This is a genomic window from Streptomyces inhibens, from assembly GCF_022221585.1.
GTDB lineage: Bacteria > Actinomycetota > Actinomycetes > Streptomycetales > Streptomycetaceae > Streptomyces > Streptomyces inhibens.
The window spans coordinates 3,424,822-3,441,193 of record NZ_CP084681.1 but is presented as its reverse complement, the minus strand read 5'-3'; the positions used below and the strand labels follow the sequence as shown (position 1 = coordinate 3,441,193).

General features: G+C 71.4%; 15 protein-coding genes. 8 read left to right on the top strand and 7 right to left on the bottom strand.

Annotation, left to right across the window (positions count from 1 at the left end; genetic code table 11):
* Positions 1-102 precede the first annotated feature (102 nt).
* Complete coding sequence (locus KI385_RS15835; RefSeq protein ID WP_238572861.1) at positions 103-573, bottom strand: hypothetical protein; 471 nt, start codon at positions 571-573, stop codon at positions 103-105.
* A 152-nt stretch (positions 574-725) separates the two neighbouring features.
* Between KI385_RS15835 and KI385_RS15830 the strand changes: the two genes are divergently transcribed.
* The 4 genes from KI385_RS15830 (at position 726) to KI385_RS15815 (ending at position 3,976) form a co-directional block, all read left to right on the top strand.
* The gene (locus KI385_RS15830) at positions 726-1,952 is read left to right on the top strand and encodes a sensor histidine kinase (protein ID WP_238572860.1); all 1,227 of its coding nucleotides are present in this window, start codon (positions 726-728) and stop codon (positions 1,950-1,952) included.
* A gap of 8 nt (positions 1,953-1,960) precedes the next feature.
* Positions 1,961-2,599 (top strand): response regulator, encoded by a 639-nt coding sequence (locus KI385_RS15825; protein ID WP_281066982.1) that lies wholly within the window; start codon positions 1,961-1,963, stop codon positions 2,597-2,599.
* Positions 2,600-2,844: 245 nt separating this feature from the next.
* On the top strand, positions 2,845-3,225 hold the full coding sequence (locus KI385_RS15820) for a hypothetical protein (RefSeq protein ID WP_181923611.1): 381 nt from the start codon (positions 2,845-2,847) through the stop codon (positions 3,223-3,225).
* A 205-nt stretch (positions 3,226-3,430) separates the two neighbouring features.
* A complete protein-coding gene (locus KI385_RS15815; protein WP_238572859.1) occupies positions 3,431-3,976 on the top strand; it encodes an anthrone oxygenase family protein in 546 nt (181 codons plus the stop codon).
* A gap of 328 nt (positions 3,977-4,304) precedes the next feature.
* Here the strand turns inward: KI385_RS15815 and KI385_RS15810 are convergent, their stop codons facing one another.
* The 3 genes from KI385_RS15810 to KI385_RS15800 form a co-directional block, all read right to left on the bottom strand.
* Positions 4,305-4,886, bottom strand: coding sequence for a TetR/AcrR family transcriptional regulator (locus KI385_RS15810; protein ID WP_238572858.1), 582 nt, complete (start codon positions 4,884-4,886; stop codon positions 4,305-4,307).
* Between the two features lie 150 nt (positions 4,887-5,036).
* On the bottom strand, positions 5,037-6,041 hold the full coding sequence (locus KI385_RS15805; RefSeq protein WP_238572857.1) for an aldo/keto reductase: 1,005 nt from the start codon (positions 6,039-6,041) through the stop codon (positions 5,037-5,039).
* Between the two features lie 158 nt (positions 6,042-6,199).
* Positions 6,200-7,753: an MFS transporter gene (locus tag KI385_RS15800; RefSeq protein WP_238572856.1), complete on the bottom strand. Its 1,554-nt coding sequence runs from the start codon at positions 7,751-7,753 to the stop codon at positions 6,200-6,202.
* 101 nt (positions 7,754-7,854) lie between these two features.
* Between KI385_RS15800 and KI385_RS15795 the strand changes: the two genes are divergently transcribed.
* The gene (locus tag KI385_RS15795) at positions 7,855-8,769 is read left to right on the top strand and encodes a helix-turn-helix transcriptional regulator (protein ID WP_238572855.1); all 915 of its coding nucleotides are present in this window, start codon (positions 7,855-7,857) and stop codon (positions 8,767-8,769) included.
* Positions 8,770-8,817: 48 nt separating this feature from the next.
* On the opposite strand, the gene KI385_RS15790 is transcribed toward KI385_RS15795, so the two are convergent.
* A complete protein-coding gene (locus tag KI385_RS15790) occupies positions 8,818-10,239 on the bottom strand; it encodes an MFS transporter (RefSeq protein ID WP_238572854.1) in 1,422 nt (473 codons plus the stop codon).
* A gap of 354 nt (positions 10,240-10,593) precedes the next feature.
* Here KI385_RS15790 and dusB point away from each other — a divergent pair, with 354 nt between their 5' ends.
* Positions 10,594-11,745 carry a tRNA dihydrouridine synthase DusB gene (dusB, locus tag KI385_RS15785; RefSeq protein WP_238572853.1) on the top strand — a complete coding sequence of 384 codons (1,152 nt, stop codon included), beginning with the start codon at positions 10,594-10,596 and terminating at the stop codon, positions 11,743-11,745.
* Between the two features lie 16 nt (positions 11,746-11,761).
* Here the strand turns inward: dusB and KI385_RS15780 are convergent, their stop codons facing one another.
* Positions 11,762-13,042, bottom strand: a complete 1,281-nt coding sequence (locus KI385_RS15780; RefSeq protein ID WP_238572852.1) for a cytochrome P450 — start codon at positions 13,040-13,042, stop codon at positions 11,762-11,764.
* A gap of 52 nt (positions 13,043-13,094) precedes the next feature.
* Positions 13,095-14,453: a glutamine synthetase family protein gene (locus KI385_RS15775; protein WP_238572851.1), complete on the bottom strand. Its 1,359-nt coding sequence runs from the start codon at positions 14,451-14,453 to the stop codon at positions 13,095-13,097.
* 328 nt (positions 14,454-14,781) lie between these two features.
* Here KI385_RS15775 and KI385_RS15770 point away from each other — a divergent pair, with 328 nt between their 5' ends.
* Together KI385_RS15770 and KI385_RS15765 are read left to right on the top strand one after the other, a co-directional pair.
* Positions 14,782-15,591 carry an acetoacetate decarboxylase family protein gene (locus KI385_RS15770; RefSeq protein WP_238572850.1) on the top strand — a complete coding sequence of 270 codons (810 nt, stop codon included), beginning with the start codon at positions 14,782-14,784 and terminating at the stop codon, positions 15,589-15,591.
* Between the two features lie 192 nt (positions 15,592-15,783).
* Entirely contained in the window at positions 15,784-16,365 is a 582-nt protein-coding gene (locus KI385_RS15765; RefSeq protein ID WP_238572849.1) for a MarR family winged helix-turn-helix transcriptional regulator, read from the top strand.
* Positions 16,366-16,372: the final 7 nt, after the last annotated feature.

Here is a 16,372-nt window from a genome sequence, read left to right as displayed (position 1 = left end):
GCCGCCGATCCCTCGCGGGGCGTTGCCCACGTTTGACCTCAAGCGCCGGTCGGGCTCGGTTTTCCGGGTCTGGCCGGCGCTTTTGTGTGCGCCGGGGCTTCGTCAGCGGCGCTGCTCGGCCGTACGGCGGGTGGCGAGGGCCGCGCACAGCGCCGCGAGGGGGAGTTCGGCGCCTACGGCCATGGCTATGGCGGTGGCCAGCTCCGCGCCCGGGGCGGCGGTGGCGAGGTCGATGCAGGCGTCGGCGAGGAGGAGGACGGCCGCGGCGGCCGCGGGGGCGCGATGGCGCGGGTCGGCGCGCAGCAGGCGGGTACCGGTGGCGAGAAGGGCGGCGGCCTCCAGGGTGTCGAGGGCGACCCAGGCGGCGGCCTCCGCGGGCGGGAGGGTGGCGGCGAGGTAGCCGAGCCAGGGCAGGAGGGCGAGACCGGCGCCGGTCAGGATGCGGCCCTGCCAGCGGCGTGCCACGGTGAGCTGCACGGCGCCACGGGCCGCCCGGATGATGGGGTAACTGCCGCTGGAGGATGGTGAGTTGTAGGCGATGAGGGCCATGGCAGGGGTCTCTTCCGGTGTCATGAACCCGGCCGTCGGGCTCGTGATCAAGACTCCGGTTTCCGCCGGCAACAGTCAGTAACGCCGCTTTCCGACTTGGGGTGGCACCAGCTACACCCCCGATCCGGGCAGAGGGTTCATGGCTGCCGCCCACCGCGCGCCCCTATCGTTTGATCATGAACATTCCACCCCGGCTGCGGCGCGCTGTTGTACGGCTGCGGCGCGACATACTCTTCATCGCCGCGGGGGTGCCGCTGCACCTCGCCCCGCCGTTGCTCTTCCTCTGGGCGCTGACCCAGTTGATCCGGATCCTGGAGGCGACCTCGGACGTCGCCCCGCTCATCCTGCCCGCGCCGGTCGCGCTGCTGGTGATCGCGGGATACGGGTTCACCGAGGCGCAGCGGTGGCGGTTCCGGGCGCTGTGCGGGGTGGATCTGCCGCGGCTGCGGTTCGGGCGGACCAAGCGGCAGTTCGGCTACAACTGGCTGGTCGGTCCGCTGCTCGGCGTACTGGAATTCCTGCTGCTCGCGCTGGTGTTGGTGGCGCTGACGGCGGCGCTCGTACTGGTGTGGGTCTGGGCGGCGCCGTGGGAGTGGCGGCTCGCCCACCGTGGATTCACCACCACGGCCTCCTACATCACCGTGCTGGGGCTGCTGGCGCTCACCGCGGTGCCGGCGCTTGCCGCGGGGCTCGTACGGCTGGAGAACCTGGTCGGGCGGGCGGTGCTGGGCGTCAGCCGGTCCGACGAGCTGGCGCGGCGGGTGGAGGACCTCACCGAGAGCCGGGCCGGTGCGGTGGACGCCGCCGACGCGGAACGCCGCCGGATCGAGCGCGATCTGCACGACGGCGCACAGCAGCGGCTGGTGTCGCTGGCCCTCAACCTGGGGCTGGCCAAGGCCACGCTGACGGATCTGCCCCCGGAGGCGCAGGAGGTCATCGATGCGGCGCACCGCGAGGCGAAGGATGCGATCGAGGAGCTGAACAACCTTGTGCGCGGGCTGCATCCGGCCGTCCTGGACGAGCTGGGGCTGGATGCGGCGCTTTCGGGTCTTGCGGCCCGCGCACCGCTGCCCGTACGGCTGCGGGTGGACCTGCCGGCGGATCTGCCGCAACGGGCGGCGCCGGCCGTCGAGGCGGTCGCGTACTTCGTGGTCTCCGAGGCGCTGACGAACATCGCCAAGCATGCGTGGGAGGCGACCCGGGCGGATGTGACGGTCACCCGGCTCGGCGGGATACTTCGAGTGGTGATCGCCGACGACGGAGTGGGCGGGGCCGATCCGTCCAAGGGGAGCGGCCTGCGGGGGCTTGCCCAGCGCGTGCGGTCCGTGGACGGAACATTCCGGATGAGCAGCCCCGTGGGGGGCCCGACCATGATGAGCGTGGAGCTGCCGTGCCCGATGTGAGGCGTGCCGTGATCGCCGAGGATTCCGTACTGCTGCGGATCGGGCTGGTCAAGGTGGTGGAGATGGCCGGGTTCGAGGTGGCGGCCGAGGCGGGGGACGCCCAGGAGCTGCTGGCGGCGGTCGAGAAGCATCGGCCGGACCTCGCGGTGGTGGATGTCCGGATGCCGCCCGGCTTCACGGACGAGGGCGTGCGGGCCGCGCTGTCGATCCGTCAGAAATGGCCCACCACGGCCGTGTTGATGCTTTCCCAGTACGTCGAGGAGCGGTACGCGGCCGATCTGCTCGCGACGAACACCAGCGGGGTGGGCTATCTGCTCAAACAACGGGTCGCGGACGTCGAGGAGTTCATCGAGGCGCTGCGCAGGGTCGCGAACGGCGGCACCGCGCTCGACCCGCAGGTCGTCGCCCAGCTGCTGGTGCGGCGGGCGAGCGATCCGCTGGAGCGGCTGACGGCCCGTGAACGGGATGTCCTCGCCCTGATGGCCGAGGGCCGCTCCAACGCCGGCATCGCCGCCCAGCTCGTGGTCAGCGAGAGCGCGGTCGCCAAGCACATCAACAACATCCTCGCCAAGCTGGACCTGCCGAAGGCGGACGCCGATCACCGCCGGGTGCTGGCGGTGCTGCACTTCCTCGGGGTGGGGGACTGAGGGGCGGAGTGACTGGGGAGTTGGCGGCTGGGGAGTTGGCGACTGGGGCGGGCGGCTGAAGGGGCGGCGGCTCAGCGTTCCCGGGAGGGGCGTGGCTGGGTGCGGCGGGGTCGGACGAATTCGGATATAGCCGAAAAACGTTGCGCGATTCACCCCACTGGAACAGGCTGACCAGCTGTCAGGCACCTGCAACGGTGTGCCCGCGACATTCGACTCGCGGGGTGCCTGAGAAGGGGGAATCCCAGATGTCCGTACTGAAGCGAGCCGGCCTGGTGGCGACGGCCGTCGCAGCGCTTGTCGTCCCGGCGGGCGTAGTGGTCGGGACGGCCGGAACCGCAGCGGCGGCGGCAGGCACCTACGAGGGGTGTCCTTACGGCGCGGTGTGCATCTACCCGCAGAACGCCGGGTGGAACGGCGGCCACCCGTCCCTCGTCTACTACAGCTACGGGGCCCACAACCTCAGCAACCAATTCGGGACGCACCGCATCTTCAACAACCAGTCCGGCGGCGCCACGGTGCGGGTCTGCACGGGGTACAACGGCACCGGATGCGGGGGCACCACGCCGCCCTGGACGTATTACGACAGGGACTTCACGCCGATCAACTCGATCCTCCTGGAGCGGTAGTCGTTCACCGGCCACGGTTCGCCCGGGCCGGGCCTCCACCCGGAGACCCGACCCGGGCAGGGGCGTGCGTGTGCGCGGGCGTGCGTGCGCAGGGGCGTGCGTGCGCAGGGGTATGCGTGTGCAGAGGTATGCGTGCGCAAGAGGATGCCGCCCTGCGGGGGCAGGTCTCGGTAGGGTCGGCCCACGTCCCGGATACGGAGGAGCCTTGAGAGCACTGCAGACCGCCACGCTCCTCCTCGCGACGCTCGGCGCGGGCCTGATGGCCGGCCTGTTCGCCGCCTTCGCCTACGCCGTGATGCCCGGCCTCGGCCGGTCCGGCGACCGCACCTTCGTACAAGCCATGCAGAACATCAACAGGGCCATCATCAACGGCTGGTTCCTGCTCCCGTTTCTGCTCCCGATCCCGCTACTGATCCTCGCCACGGTGCTGGCATGGAACGGGCCCGGGCGGGTGGCCCTGCCCTGGATCCTCGCCGCGCTGGTGCTGTACATGGCCGGATTCTTCGTCACCAGCGGAGTCAACGTCCCGCTCAACAACGCCCTCGACAAGGCCGGGACGGGCGAGGGGGCCACCGACGGACCGGGCGGCGGATCGGGTGACGGCAGTCGCCGCGACCGGCTCAAGGCGGCCAGGGGCAGCTTCGAGCGCCGGTGGGTCACCTGGAACATCGTCCGCGCGCTCGCCCACACCGCCGCCTTCGGCCTGCTCGCCTGGGCCCTCTTCCTGCACGGCACGGCGGGCACGGCGTAGGGGCCGACCGCCTCAGGCAGGCCGCCTCAGACCGGTCACCCAGGCGTAGCGAGACCGGGCACGCCGCACCCTGGTTCCAGGGCTACGGCTTCCAGGGCTACGGCTTTCAGGGCCACGGCTTCTAGGGTTACGGCTTTCAGGGCCACGGCTCCCAGGGCTACGGCTCCCAGGGCTACGGCTCCCAGGGCTACGGCTTTCAGGGCCACGGCTTCTAGGGTTACGGCTTTCAGGGCCACGGCTTCTAGGGCTACGGCTCCCAGGGCCACGGCTTCCAGAATTACAGCTCCCAGAACTACAGCTCCCAGAGCCGCGTCCGGGAAGCAGTGCTCTAGCTGCGCAGGCCCCGGAGGACCAGGTCCCGGACGGCCTCGAAGTCGGTGGTGATTTCGGGGCGGGACCACTCGGGGGCGTAACACGGGTCGTGGAAGCGGCCGGTGGCGTCGAAGACGGCGCGGGCGGTGGTCGCGGGGGAGGGGGTGCGGAAGGCGCCCTGGCTGACGCCGGCCTCGATGATGGTGGTGAGCTGGGCTTCCAGATCGGTGACATGGCGGTCGACCACGCCGCCGCTCTCGCCGATCAAGGTCATGTAGGTGGCGAACAGTTCGGGGTCGTCGCCGGCCTTGTGCCGCTTGGCCTCGAAGAGGGAGGTCAGCCAGCGGTCCAACCGCTCCTCGGCCGGCCCCTCCTCCGTGACGATGCTCGACAGTTCCTCGCTCGTACGGTCCAGCCAGCGTTCCGTGACCGCCTCCCGCAGCGCCGCCTTCGTGCGGAAGTGGCGGTAGACGCTGCCATGGCTGACGCCCAGGGCGCGCGCCACGTCCACGACCGTGGCCTTGGCCGGTCCGTAGCGGCGCAGCACCTCCTCGGTGGCTTCGAGGATGCGCTCGGGGGTCAACGTCTCGGGGGGCATGGGGCGGGCCGGCCTTTCGGTGAGAGCGGGTGGGACGGGGTGGCGGAGAGGTGCGTGCGCACCCGGTCTGCACGCCGGGTCCGTACGTCGGGTCCGTACGCCGGATACCTACGGACGGTACCTGGCCGCGTCCCTCGCGCGCCCCCGTGGTCAGTGCTCGCTGTCCAGGTGGGCCATCTGCTCGGCGGGGTAGCGGTCGCCGGCGGCGGCGCCGGCCGGGACGGCGCGCTCGATCGCGGCCAGGTCGTCACCGTCCAGCGTGACGTCCAGGGCACCGAGCGCCTCGGCCAGACGGTCGCGGCGGCGGGCGCCGACCAGCGGGACGATGTCCTCGCCACGGGAGAGCACCCAGGCGATGGCGGTCTGCGCGACCGAGACGCCCTTCTGCTCGGCGATCTTGCCCAGCGCATCCACCAGATCGAGGTTGCGGTCGAGGTTCTCGCCCTGGAAGCGCGGGCTCATGCCACGGAAGTCGTTGGCGGCGAGCTTGCGGTCACGGCTGAAGTGACCGCTGATCAGGCCGCGGGACAGGACGCCGTATGCGGTGATGCCTATGCCCAGCTCGCGGGCGGTGGGCAGGATCGCGTCCTCGATGCCGCGGGAGATGAGGGAGTACTCGATCTGGAGGTCGGAGATCGGGGCGACGGCGGCGGCCCGGCGGAGGGTCTCGGCGCCCACCTCGGAGAGGCCGATGTGCCGGACGTGTCCGGCCTCGACCAGTTCGGCGATGGCGCCGACGGTCTCCTCGATCGGGACGCCGGGGTCGACACGGGCGATCCGGTAGATGTCGATGTGGTCGGTGCCCAGGCGCTGGAGGGAGTACGCGGCGAAGTTCTTCACCGCGTTCGGCCGGCCGTCGTAGCCGGTGAAGCCGCCTTCGACCGTGCGCAGGGCGCCGAACTTGACGCTGGTCAGCGCCTTCTCGCGGGCCGCGGCGGCGGCGGTACGCAGCGCCTCGTTGATCAGCAGCTCGTTGTGGCCCATGCCGTAGAAGTCGCCGGTGTCGAGCAGGGTGATGCCCGCTTCGAGGGCGGCATGGATGGTCGCGATGGATTCGGCCCGGTCGCTGTCGCCGTAGAGGGCGGACATACCCATGCAGCCGAGGCCGAGGGCGGAGGTCTGCGGGCCGGTGGTGCCCAGGGTGCGGGTCTGCACGACGTGCTCCAAAAGTGAGAGGGGATGCGGGAGGGGGGACCCTGCCGTGCATTCACTATGGCATGACGACTGACAGATTTCAATATCTGTCAGTCGTCATGTGTGATTCGGAGTCCACCACGGATCCGGAACCCGCCGCCCAGCCGTCTTCTCGCAGGTCAGCGCAGTGCGCGCGGCAGGCGTAGGGCGAGAGTCGTCGTGCCCACGACGATCGCCAGCTGTGACAGCAGCGCGGTGAGCAGCGCCTCGCGGACGCCGACGGCCGGCAGCAGCGCGAGGAAGAGCGTGCCGAGGGTGGCCACGCCCAGGGCGAGACCGGACTGCTGGGTGGTGATCATGACGCCGCCGCCCACGCCCGCCTGCGCCACCGGCAGTTCGCTCAGCACGATGCGCAGCAGGACCGGCAGCACCATGCCCTGCCCGAGCCCGAGCACCGCCATGCTCGGCGCCAGGCCGGCCACCGAGATGCCGGGCCAGCCCGCGTACACGGTCAGCGCCAGCGCGATCAGTCCGGTGCCCTGGATCAGCGAGCCGGCGATCACCACCCGTCGCCCGAAGCGCAGCACCAGCCGCGGGCCGGCGAGCGAGGCGAGGAAGAACGTGACGCAGAGCGGCGCCAGCGACAGACCGGCCGCGAACGGGCCGTAGTGCAGACCGTTCTGGAGCGCGACGGCCACCACGAACATGAAGCCGCCGAAGCCCAGCGAGAACGGGACGATCATGGTCAGTCCGCTGTTCACGGAGGGGATGCGCAGCAGCGAGGGCGGGACCAGCGGCGTACGGCCGGCGCGTTCGGCCCGGCGCTCGACGAGGACGAACGCGGTGCCGGCGAAGGGGAAGACGGCCAGCAGGATCCAGGACCACACGGGCCAGCCGGCCGCCCGGCCCTCGGTCAGCGGCAGCAGCAGGGTGATCAGTGTGGTGGCGAGCAGCGCGGTGCCGGGGCCGTCGACCCGGGTCGGGTGCGGGGAGCGGGTCTCGGGGACCGTACGGGCGGCCAGTAGCCAGGCCGCGACGGCGATCGGGACGTTCACCAGGAACACCGCGCGCCAGCCGGTGCCCGCCAGGTCGACGGAGACCAGCAGACCGCCGAGCACCTGGCCGACGGCGCTGGAGACACCGGCCGTGCCGCCGTAGAGGCTGACCGCCTTGGCGCGCCGCTTGCCGGTGGTGGTGGCCTGGATGGTGGCCAGCACCTGCGGCAGCAGCAGCGCGGCCGCCGCGCCCTGGGCGACCCGGGCGGCCACCAGCGTCCCGGCGTCCGGGGCAAGACCGCAGGCCAGCGAGGTCAGACCGAAGGTGGACAGGCCCCACAGGAACAGCCGGCGGCGGCCGATCATGTCGCCGAGCCGTCCGCCGAGGACCAGCAGCGTGGCGTACGCGACGCCGTAGCCGGCCACCACCATCTCCAGCATCGCGGGGCCCGCGTGCAGATCGTGGTCGATGGTCGGCAGGGCGACATTGACGATGAAGAAGTCGATCAGGGGAAGGGCCGCGCCCAGCAGGACGGTCAGCAGGCCGAGCGGGGTCAGCACGGTGGGTGCCGGGTGCTGCTGCGGGGCGGGGCGGGTGGTCGCCGGAGCGGCCGGTGCCTCCGGGGTCGCCGGGGCGGTCCGGGCTGCCGGGGTCCGGGCGTCCGGGACGGTGGCCGGGGCGGCAACGGTCGTGGCCGGGGCTTCCGGGGTGGTGGTCTGGGCTCGGGTATCGCTCACGGAGTCGACGATCGTCGACCGCCCAGACGGGTACCAGAGTGTCCTTATCCTGGTACCAGTGCTACCTGGCAACCGGCTGGGCACTGCGGCACGCTGGAAGCATGACCGTCGACGTGACCATGCCGCAGGCTGCCACACCCCCCGGCGCCGCCCCGCGCCCCGGCACCGCCCCGCGCGACGATGCCGCCCGCCGGGCCGAGCTGGCCGCCTTTCTGCGCAGCCGTCGGGAGCGGATCACGCCCGAGCAGGTCGGGCTGCCGCGGGGCGCCCGGCGGCGCACCCCTGGGCTGCGCCGCGAAGAGGTCGCGCATCTGGGCGCCGTCGGGGTCACCTGGTACACCTGGCTCGAACAGGCCCGGGACATTCATGTATCGCCGCAGGTCCTGGACGCGGTGGCCCGTGCGCTGCTGCTCGATCGCGCCGAGCGCAGCCATCTGTTCGCGCTGGCCGGGGCGGTCGACCCACTGCCGGGCACCGAGTGCACGGGCGTACCGCGCGCACTGCGGCAGATCCTCGAACAGCTCGCGCCGTTCCCCGCGGTCGTACAGAACAGCCGGTTCGACATCCTCGCCTACAACAGGACCTACGGGCGGCTGATGTGCGATCTCGACGCGCTGCCCGAGGAGGACCGCAACTGCCTGTGGCTGGCGTTCACGAACGCCGAGTGGCGGGCGAGCGTGGTCGATCTGGATGCCACGATGCGGGTGATGGCCGCCAAGTTCCGGGCGTCGATGGCCGAGCATGTCGCCGAGCCGCCCTGGAAGGCGCTGGTCGCCCGGCTGGCGGAGGCCTCGCCCGAGTTCCGTGAGATCTGGGCACAGCACGAGGTCGTCCGCCCGATGAGCTCCGTCAAGCTCTTCCGGCATCCGCGGGTGGGCGTGCTCCAGCTGTCCGCCACGAGCCTGTGGACGGGGCCCAACCCCGGCCCCAAGCTGCTGTCCTACACCCCCGTGGACGAGACGTCCCGTGAGCGGTTGGTGCGGTTGGAGGAGCTGGCGGCGCCGGTCGCGGTGTGACAGTACGGGCCGAGGGGCACGGCCCGAGCCGGGCGGCCGGGCCCCCGCCTACGACCGCATGTCCGCCGGCCGGTAGTCCCGCGCCTCGTCCTCGAACAGCGCCGCCGTGCGGCCGGCCGTCGCCCGCGCCCACCGGCCCGTCGTCAGCGCGCCGAGCAGCAGGATCGCCGCGCCGCAGCCGGCGATGATCCACCAGGCCGGGCGGCCGGCCGCGAGGAATTCGTCCGCGGTGGCGGCGGCATGCGCCCCGCCGGCCAGTACGGCGCCGATCACCGCGACGCCGAGCGACTGCCCGACCTGCCGGCTGGTGGAGGCGACGGCGGCCGCCACCCCGGCCTGGGCGCGCGGCATCCCGGACACCGCCGTGTTGGTGATCGGCGCGTTGACCAGGCCGAATCCGATGCCGAACAGCACATAGCCGGTGAACAGCAGGGCATTCGTCGACTCTGCGTCGAATGCCGCGAAGAGCAGCCCGCTCGCCCCCATCATGACGCCGGCGAGCAGCAGCGACAGCCGGGGGCCGCGGCTGCCGACCAGCCGCCCCGACAGCGGCGCGAAGATCAGCGTCATACCGGCCATCGGCAGCATGTAGAGCCCGGCGTCCAGGGCGGACAGCCCGCGGATGTTCTGCAGATACAGCGTGTTGACGAAGAAGAAGCCGCTGAGCGCGGCAAAGGCGCAGACCGCCACGACGGTGGCGCCGCTGAACGGTGCGCTGTGGAAGAACCGCAGATCGATGAGGGGTTCGGCCCGGCGGCGTTCGTACGGGATCAGGCCCGCCAGTGAGGCGAGCGCCACCAGCACGAACGCCAGGATCTCCGGGGACGCCCAGCCGGCTTCGGGGGCCTCGATGATCGCGTACGTCAGCGAGCCGAGCAGCGCGATCACCAGCAGCTGGCCGACCGGGTCGACCCGGCGCGGCTTGGGGGCGCGCGACTCGGGGACGTAGCGCAGGGTCAGGAACAGCGCGAGTGCGCCGATCGGGACGTTGATCCAGAAGATGGAGCGCCAGCCGACGCTCTGCACCAGCAGCCCGCCGATCACCGGCCCGGCCGCCATGCTGATGCCGACGACCCCGCCCCACACCCCGATGGCGCGGGCCCGCTCCCGGGGCTCGGTGAAGGTGTTGGTGATGATCGACATCGCGACGGGGTTGAGCATCGAGCCGCCGACCGCCTGCACCATCCGGAAGATCACCAGCCATTGCAGGTCGGGCGCCAGGCTGCACAGCAGTGAGCCGAACGCGAAGACCACCAGACCGACCACGAAGATCCGGCGCCGGCCGAGCCGGTCCGCGGTGGAGCCGGCCAGCATCAGCAGCGACGCCAGGACCAGGGTGTAGGCGTCGATCGTCCACTGCATACCGGAGACCGAGGCGTGCAGCTCGCGCTGCACGGACGGCAGCGCGACATTGAGAACGGTGTTGTCGAGGCTGACGATCAGCAGGCTCAGACAGCAGACCGCCAGCACAACCCCACGCCGTCGACGACTCAGCTCGGAGCCCGTCCGGGAACCCCGGCCGGGCTCGGGACGCCTGGCACGCACGCTCGCGGCGTTGGGGAACCGCCCGCGTAGCTTCGCTGCGAGGGCGCTCCGCCGCCTGGCGATGGCACGCACCAGACGACCCGAGGTGATCCGGCCGGGGTTCCAAGACGGGCTCCGAGGCATTCTTGAACGCTACAGCGATCTGGGGCCGCCGGCTCTGTCCTGGGCCACTTGCGTGGTGCGGGACAATGGGAGATCGCGGCGGCCGGGTCGCCGCTACGGCCGCGGTCAGCACCGCCCCGCCGAAGGAAGCCGAAGAAAGCCGAAGGTATCGCCTCCATGTCTCTGCTGCAGATCGGTCCGCACACGGTGCAGCCACCCGTGGTACTCGCGCCGATGGCCGGGATCACCAATGCCCCGTTCCGGACGCTGTGCCGGGAGTTCTCCGGGGGCAAGGGCCTCTTCGTCAGCGAGATGATCACGACGCGGGCGCTGGTCGAGCGCAATGAGAAGACCATGCAGCTGATCCACTTCGACGAGACCGAGAAGCCGCGCTCGATCCAGCTCTACGGCGTCGACCCGGACACCGTCGGCAAGGCCGCCCGCATGATCGCGGAGGAGAACCTCGCCGACCACATCGATCTGAACTTCGGCTGCCCGGTCCCCAAGGTGACCCGCAAGGGCGGCGGCTCGGCGCTGCCGTACAAGCGCAACCTGCTGCGCTCCATCCTGCGCGAGGCGGTGGCGAACGCGGGCGCGCTGCCGGTGACGATGAAGATGCGCAAGGGCATCGACGACGACCACATCACCTACCTGGACGCGGGGCGGATCGCGGCCGAGGAGGGCATCACGGCGATCGCGCTGCACGGCCGGACCGCGGCCCAGCACTACGGCGGCACCGCGGACTGGGACGCCATCGCGCGCCTGAAGGAGCATGTCCCGGAGATCCCGGTGCTCGGCAACGGCGACATCTGGTCGGCGGACGACGCCAGGCGGATGATGCGCGAGACCGGCTGCGACGGGGTGGTCGTGGGGCGCGGCTGCCTGGGGCGGCCGTGGCTTTTCGGCGATCTGGTCGCCGCCTTCGAGGGCACGGGCCTCCAGGCCGGAGGCCGTGATGTCGCCTTCGCCCAGCCCACGCTCAAGGAGGTCGCGGCCGTGATGCTGCGGCACGCCACCCTGCTCGGCGAGTGGATCGGCGACGAGGCCCGCGGCGTGATCGATTTCCGTAAGCATGTCGCCTGGTACACCAAGGGCTTCTCGATCGGCTCCGAGATGCGCCGCAGCCTCGCGGTCACCTCCTCGCTCGACGAGCTGGACGCGCTGCTGTCGGAGCTGGACCTGGACCAGCCGTGGCCGGTGGGCGCGGACGGCCCGCGCGGCCGCACCTCGGGCCGTAACCGGGTCGTCCTGCCGGACGGCTGGCTGGACGACCCGTACGACTGCGCGGGCGTGGACGCGGACGCGGAGCTGGACACCTCGGGCGGCTGAGCCGCGGCGGGTCTCGTCAGGCCGGCACCACCTCGACCGGCAGCTCCTTGATGCCGTTGACGAAGTTGGAGCGGACCCGGCGGACCGGGCCGGTCAGCCGGATGCCGGCGAGCCGGGGCAGCAGTTCCTCGAACATGATCCGCATCTCCAGGCGGGCCAGCGAGCTGCCCAGGCAGAAGTGCGGGCTGCCCTTGCCGAAGGTGACATGGCCGTTGTTCCGCCGGGTCACATCGAAGCCGTAGGGGTCCTCGAAGACCGCCTCGTCGCGGTTTCCGGAGGCGAACCACAGCACGACCTTGTCGCCCTCCTTGATCCGTTTGCCGCCGAGTGTGACGTCGCGGGTCGCGGTGCGGCGGAAGTGGTAGACGGGGGAGGCCCAGCGCAGGAACTCCTCGACCGCGTTCGGGATCAGCGACGGGTCGGCCTGGAGCTTGGCCATCTCCCCGGGGTGGTTCATCAGCGCGAGCATGGTGTGCGAGATGGCGTGCCGGGTGGTCTCGTTGCCGGCCACGACCAGCAGCAGGAAGTAGTTGTCGAAGTCCTCCTGGGACAGCGCGATGCCGTCCCGCGGGGTCTGGTTGACCAGCATGCTGACCAGGTCCACGCCGCTGCCGCCGCGCCGTTTCGCGGCCAACTCCCTTCCGTACGCGAAGACTTCGAGGGCGGCCGGGGAGCGGAACGGCAGATTGCGGTACCGCTCGCTCTCCGCGCTCTCCAGGAGGACATCGGCGTAGTCGGGGTCGGTGTTGCCGATGATGCGGTTGCCCCAGTCGATGAGCCGCCGGGTGTCGCCCTCGGGGACGTCCAGCATCCGGGCCAGCACATTGATCGGGAAGTCGGCGGCGACCTCGGTGACGAAGTCGAAGCCGCCCTTGGCCAGCGCCGCGTCCAGGGTGCGGGCGGTCAGTCCGCGCAGAAAGTCCCCGTACGCGGCCACCGCGCGCGGGGTGAACCGCCTCTGCAACAGCCGGCGCAGTGCCTGGTGGCGCAGGCCGTCGGTCTCCAGGAGGGAGCGGCGGACGGCGATCTGGTCGTCGTCGACCTCTTCGAGGTTGGTGAAGCGGGTGGAGGTGAAGGTCTCCGGGTCGCGGTCGACCCGCACGATGTCGGCATGCCGGGTGACCGCCCAGAAGCCGTGGTGGGGGGCCGGTTCGGGCTGCCAGTGGACGGGGTCCTCGCGGCGCAGGGTGTCGAACATCCGCCAGGGGAGTTCACCGTCGGTGAAGCGGTCGTTGTCGGCGAGATCGACATCGGCGAGCGGCAGCGGGGCGGGCGCGGCGGCGAGGTCGCGCGGCATGAGGGGCTCCTAGGGGCGGTAGGGAAAGTGAGGGCGGAGCGAGGCGCGCGGGTCACAGCAGTCGGGCGTACTCGCGGAACTCCCAGTCGGTGACGTACTGCTGGAAGCGCGCGATCTCATTGCGCTTGTACGCGAGGAACGCCTCGGTGAAGCCGGCGCCGAGCAGGCCGGTCAGCTCGGTGTCCGCGGTGAGCGCGTCCAGGGCGGCGTCGAGGGTGCCGGGCAGCTTCGGGGCGAGGTCGGTGCGGTAGCCGTAGCCGTCCAGCGGGGCGGGCGGGTCGAGCTTGCCGCGGATGCCGAGCGCCAGGGCCGCGACGGCGGAGGCGATGGCGAGGTACGGGTTGGCGCCGGCGTCGCCCAGGCGCAGCTCCAGCCGGGTGCCGTCGCCGCGCTCCGGGGGGATGCGGAGCATGGCGCTGCGGTTGTCCAGGCCCCAGTCGATCAGCCAGGGCGCGAGGGAGTCCGGGCCGAAGCGCTTGTAGGAGTTGACGGTGGGGTTGTGCAGCGCGGCGAGCGCCGGGGCGTGCGCGAGGATCCCGGCGATGGCGTGCCGGGCGGTCCCGGAGAGCCCGTCGGGGGCGTCGTCGTCCGCGAAGACATTGTGTCCCGCGCCGTCCACGAGGGAGAGGTGCAGATGGAAGCCCGAACCGCCCTCCGCGTTGAAGGGCTTGGCCATGAAGGTGGCCAACCGGCCTTCCGTACGGGCGATTTCCTTGACCGCGGCTTTGAAGAGGAAGGCCCGGTCGGCGGCGTCCAGGGCGGCGGAGTGGGTCAGATTGATCTCGAACTGGCCGGCGCCGAACTCGTGGTTGCCGGCCGTGGCGCCGATGCCCAACGTGTGTAGTTGCCGCAGCGCGGAGACGAGGTGGCCGTCGGGGTCGCCGCGCCGGCCCGCGCTGTAGACGTTGCCGGGCTCCGGTGCGTACGGGGACCAGCCGCCCGGCGTGGACGGATCCGGTCGGCACAGGTAGTACTCCAACTCCGGTCCGACCACCGGGTGCAGGCCCAGGTCGGCGGTGTGTGCCAGGACGCGGCGCAGCAGGTCGCGGGGCGATTCGGGGGCCGCTCCGCCGGTCGTGGGGACGTGGGCGTCGCCCAGACACCAGGCGACGCCGGGCTCCCAGGGGAGCGGGGCGAGGGTGGCGAGATCCGGTCGTACGGTGATGTCCGGCAGCCCCGCGTCCAGGCCGCCGGCGACCGGGACCACATCGCCCTGCGGGCTGGTGTGGTAGACGGCGCGGCAGAAGGCGAGGCCGTGGCCACAGGCGGCCGGCAGCTGATCGACGAGGATGTCGCGGGCCCGGTCGGCTCCGATGAGATCGGGATAGACGACGCGCACGATGTCGATGCCCTGGGCGGACAGCGCCTCGGCGGTAGGTGCGGGGGACTGCTCGGTCTGTGGTTCGCGCACCGGACCCCAGCCTTTCTGGACGGATCGGGAGGGCGGTCGATGTCGAGGGAGGGAGCAGGGAAGGGAAGCAGGGAAGGGAAGCAGGGAAGGGAAGCAGGGAAGGGAAGCAGGGAAGGGAAGCAGGGAAGGGAAGCAGGGAAGGGAAGCAGGGAAGGGAAGCAGGGAAGGGAAGCAGGGAAGGTCGTTTATTTGGGTTCAAACGGTATGGAGGTGCAGGGCGCCGCACAAGGGGGCGTGCCGAATTCGCCCACCCCTCGGGGCTGGTGACAAGTCGGCCTCGGCGGCATAACGTACGGCCCCAAATGACTCCCTGCTCCCAGGAGGCGCCGTGCCCGCCGTCCGTGGATTCTTCCCGCCCAGGACCGCCACCGGACGCTCGTCCCCGGTCCCCGCCCCGCCCTGGTACTACTCCGGCGATCTGCTCACCGTCGAGTACCGCACCGACCCGGCCCGGGTCGCCGAACTGCTGCCCGCGCCGCTGGAGTTGGCCGCCGAGGACCCCGGCGCGATCGCGCTGATCTGGGCCGACTGGCAGTCCTGCGGGGCGTCGAAGGAGGAGCTGCTCGACCCCGTCCGCAGCCAGTACAAGGAGTGCTTCGCGGTCGTACGGTGCTCCTACCGCGGAAGGACCTACTCGCGCTGTGTCTACATCTGGGTCGACAAGGACTTCGCCCTTGCCCGCGGAATCCACCAGGGCTACCCCAAGAAGCTCGGCTCGATCCAGCTGACCCGCCCGCACCCGTACGGCCCGGCGCCGCGTATCGAGGCCGGTGCGGTCTTCGGTGCCACGCTGGCGGCCGCCGACCGGCGGCTGGCCCAGGCCGTGGTCACACTGCGCGAGCCGACCGACTCCAACGGCTTCGTCAACGGGCATCCGATGGCTCATCACCGCTCGCTGCCCTCGATCGAGCCGGGCAAGGGGCTCGCTCTGGACGAGCTGATCGCCTCCGGGGCGGAGTCCTTCGAGGGCGGTCGACCCTGGTCTGCGGAAGCCGAGTTGGAGCTGTTCGAGACGCCTACGGAGGAGCTGGCGGCGCTGCGCGTCGAGGAGCCGATCGGCGCGTACTACCGGCAGGTGGGCGTGTGCTGGAACGGCGGGACGCTGCTGGAGAGCAGGACGTCGGGCGCCGGACGCTGAGGTCCGCTCCCTCAAATCGACGTACAGGGCGTGTCGACGTACGGGCAAGGGGCGAGCCGGTCTGGACCGCGATATCGTTTGAGTCCGTACGGGATGCGGGGTGCGGCGGATCGTACGGCCGCAATCGAAGCCCGGCAAGGGATCCGGCCGGGGGACGGCCGGCATCGGGCAAGACGCTGAGGAGATGCTGTGGTGAGCGGGCACCGTTCCATCGGGGACACGGAGAAGGCGGTACAGGCCAAGCTCGGTGATACCCCCATCCGTCACGAGCAGATGGCCGCCGTGGCGAACATCTACCGCGCCGCGGCCGCCGTACGGCAGCACTTCGAGAACTCCGTGCTGCGCAGCGCCGAGCTCACCTGGACCTCCTTCGTGGTGCTGTGGGTGGTGTGGATCTGGGGCGAGATGGAGACCCGCCGGGTCGCCGAGGAAGCCGGCATCTCCAAGGGCACGCTCACCGGCGTCGCCCGCACCCTCCAGGCCCGCGGCCTGGTGGAGCGCACCGGGCACCCGGCCGACGGGCGGCTCGCCCTGCTCTCCCTCACGCCCGAAGGTGAGCGGCTGATGGCCCGGGTGTTCCCGGAGTTCAATGCCGAAGAAGCCTTTGTCACCGAGGGGTTGAGCAACGACGAGGCGCTGGATCTGGCGGACCTGCTGCGCCGGATCGTGGTGCAGGTCGAGACCCGCGGCGAGGAACGGCGGCTGGAACTGCTGGACGGTGAGGACCCGCGACCGCGGCGGAGCGGCCGGCGGGCAAAGGGGCCGAGGGGTTGACCCCACC

Bases quoted from the DNA above. Each gene is read 5' to 3' on its own strand.
- KI385_RS15820 (WP_181923611.1), top strand. From the start codon at position 2,845: ATGTCCGTACTGAAGCGAGCCGGCCTGGTGGCGACGGCCGTCGCAGCG.
- dusB (WP_238572853.1), top strand. From the start codon at position 10,594: ATGTCTCTGCTGCAGATCGGTCCGCACACGGTGCAGCCACCCGTGGTA.
- KI385_RS15835 (WP_238572861.1), bottom strand. From the start codon at position 573: ATGACACCGGAAGAGACCCCTGCCATGGCCCTCATCGCCTACAACTCA.
- KI385_RS15810 (WP_238572858.1), bottom strand. From the start codon at position 4,886: ATGCCCCCCGAGACGTTGACCCCCGAGCGCATCCTCGAAGCCACCGAG.
- KI385_RS15830 (WP_238572860.1), top strand. From the start codon at position 726: ATGAACATTCCACCCCGGCTGCGGCGCGCTGTTGTACGGCTGCGGCGC.
- KI385_RS15780 (WP_238572852.1), bottom strand. From the start codon at position 13,042: ATGCCGCGCGACCTCGCCGCCGCGCCCGCCCCGCTGCCGCTCGCCGAT.
- KI385_RS15795 (WP_238572855.1), top strand. From the start codon at position 7,855: ATGACCGTCGACGTGACCATGCCGCAGGCTGCCACACCCCCCGGCGCC.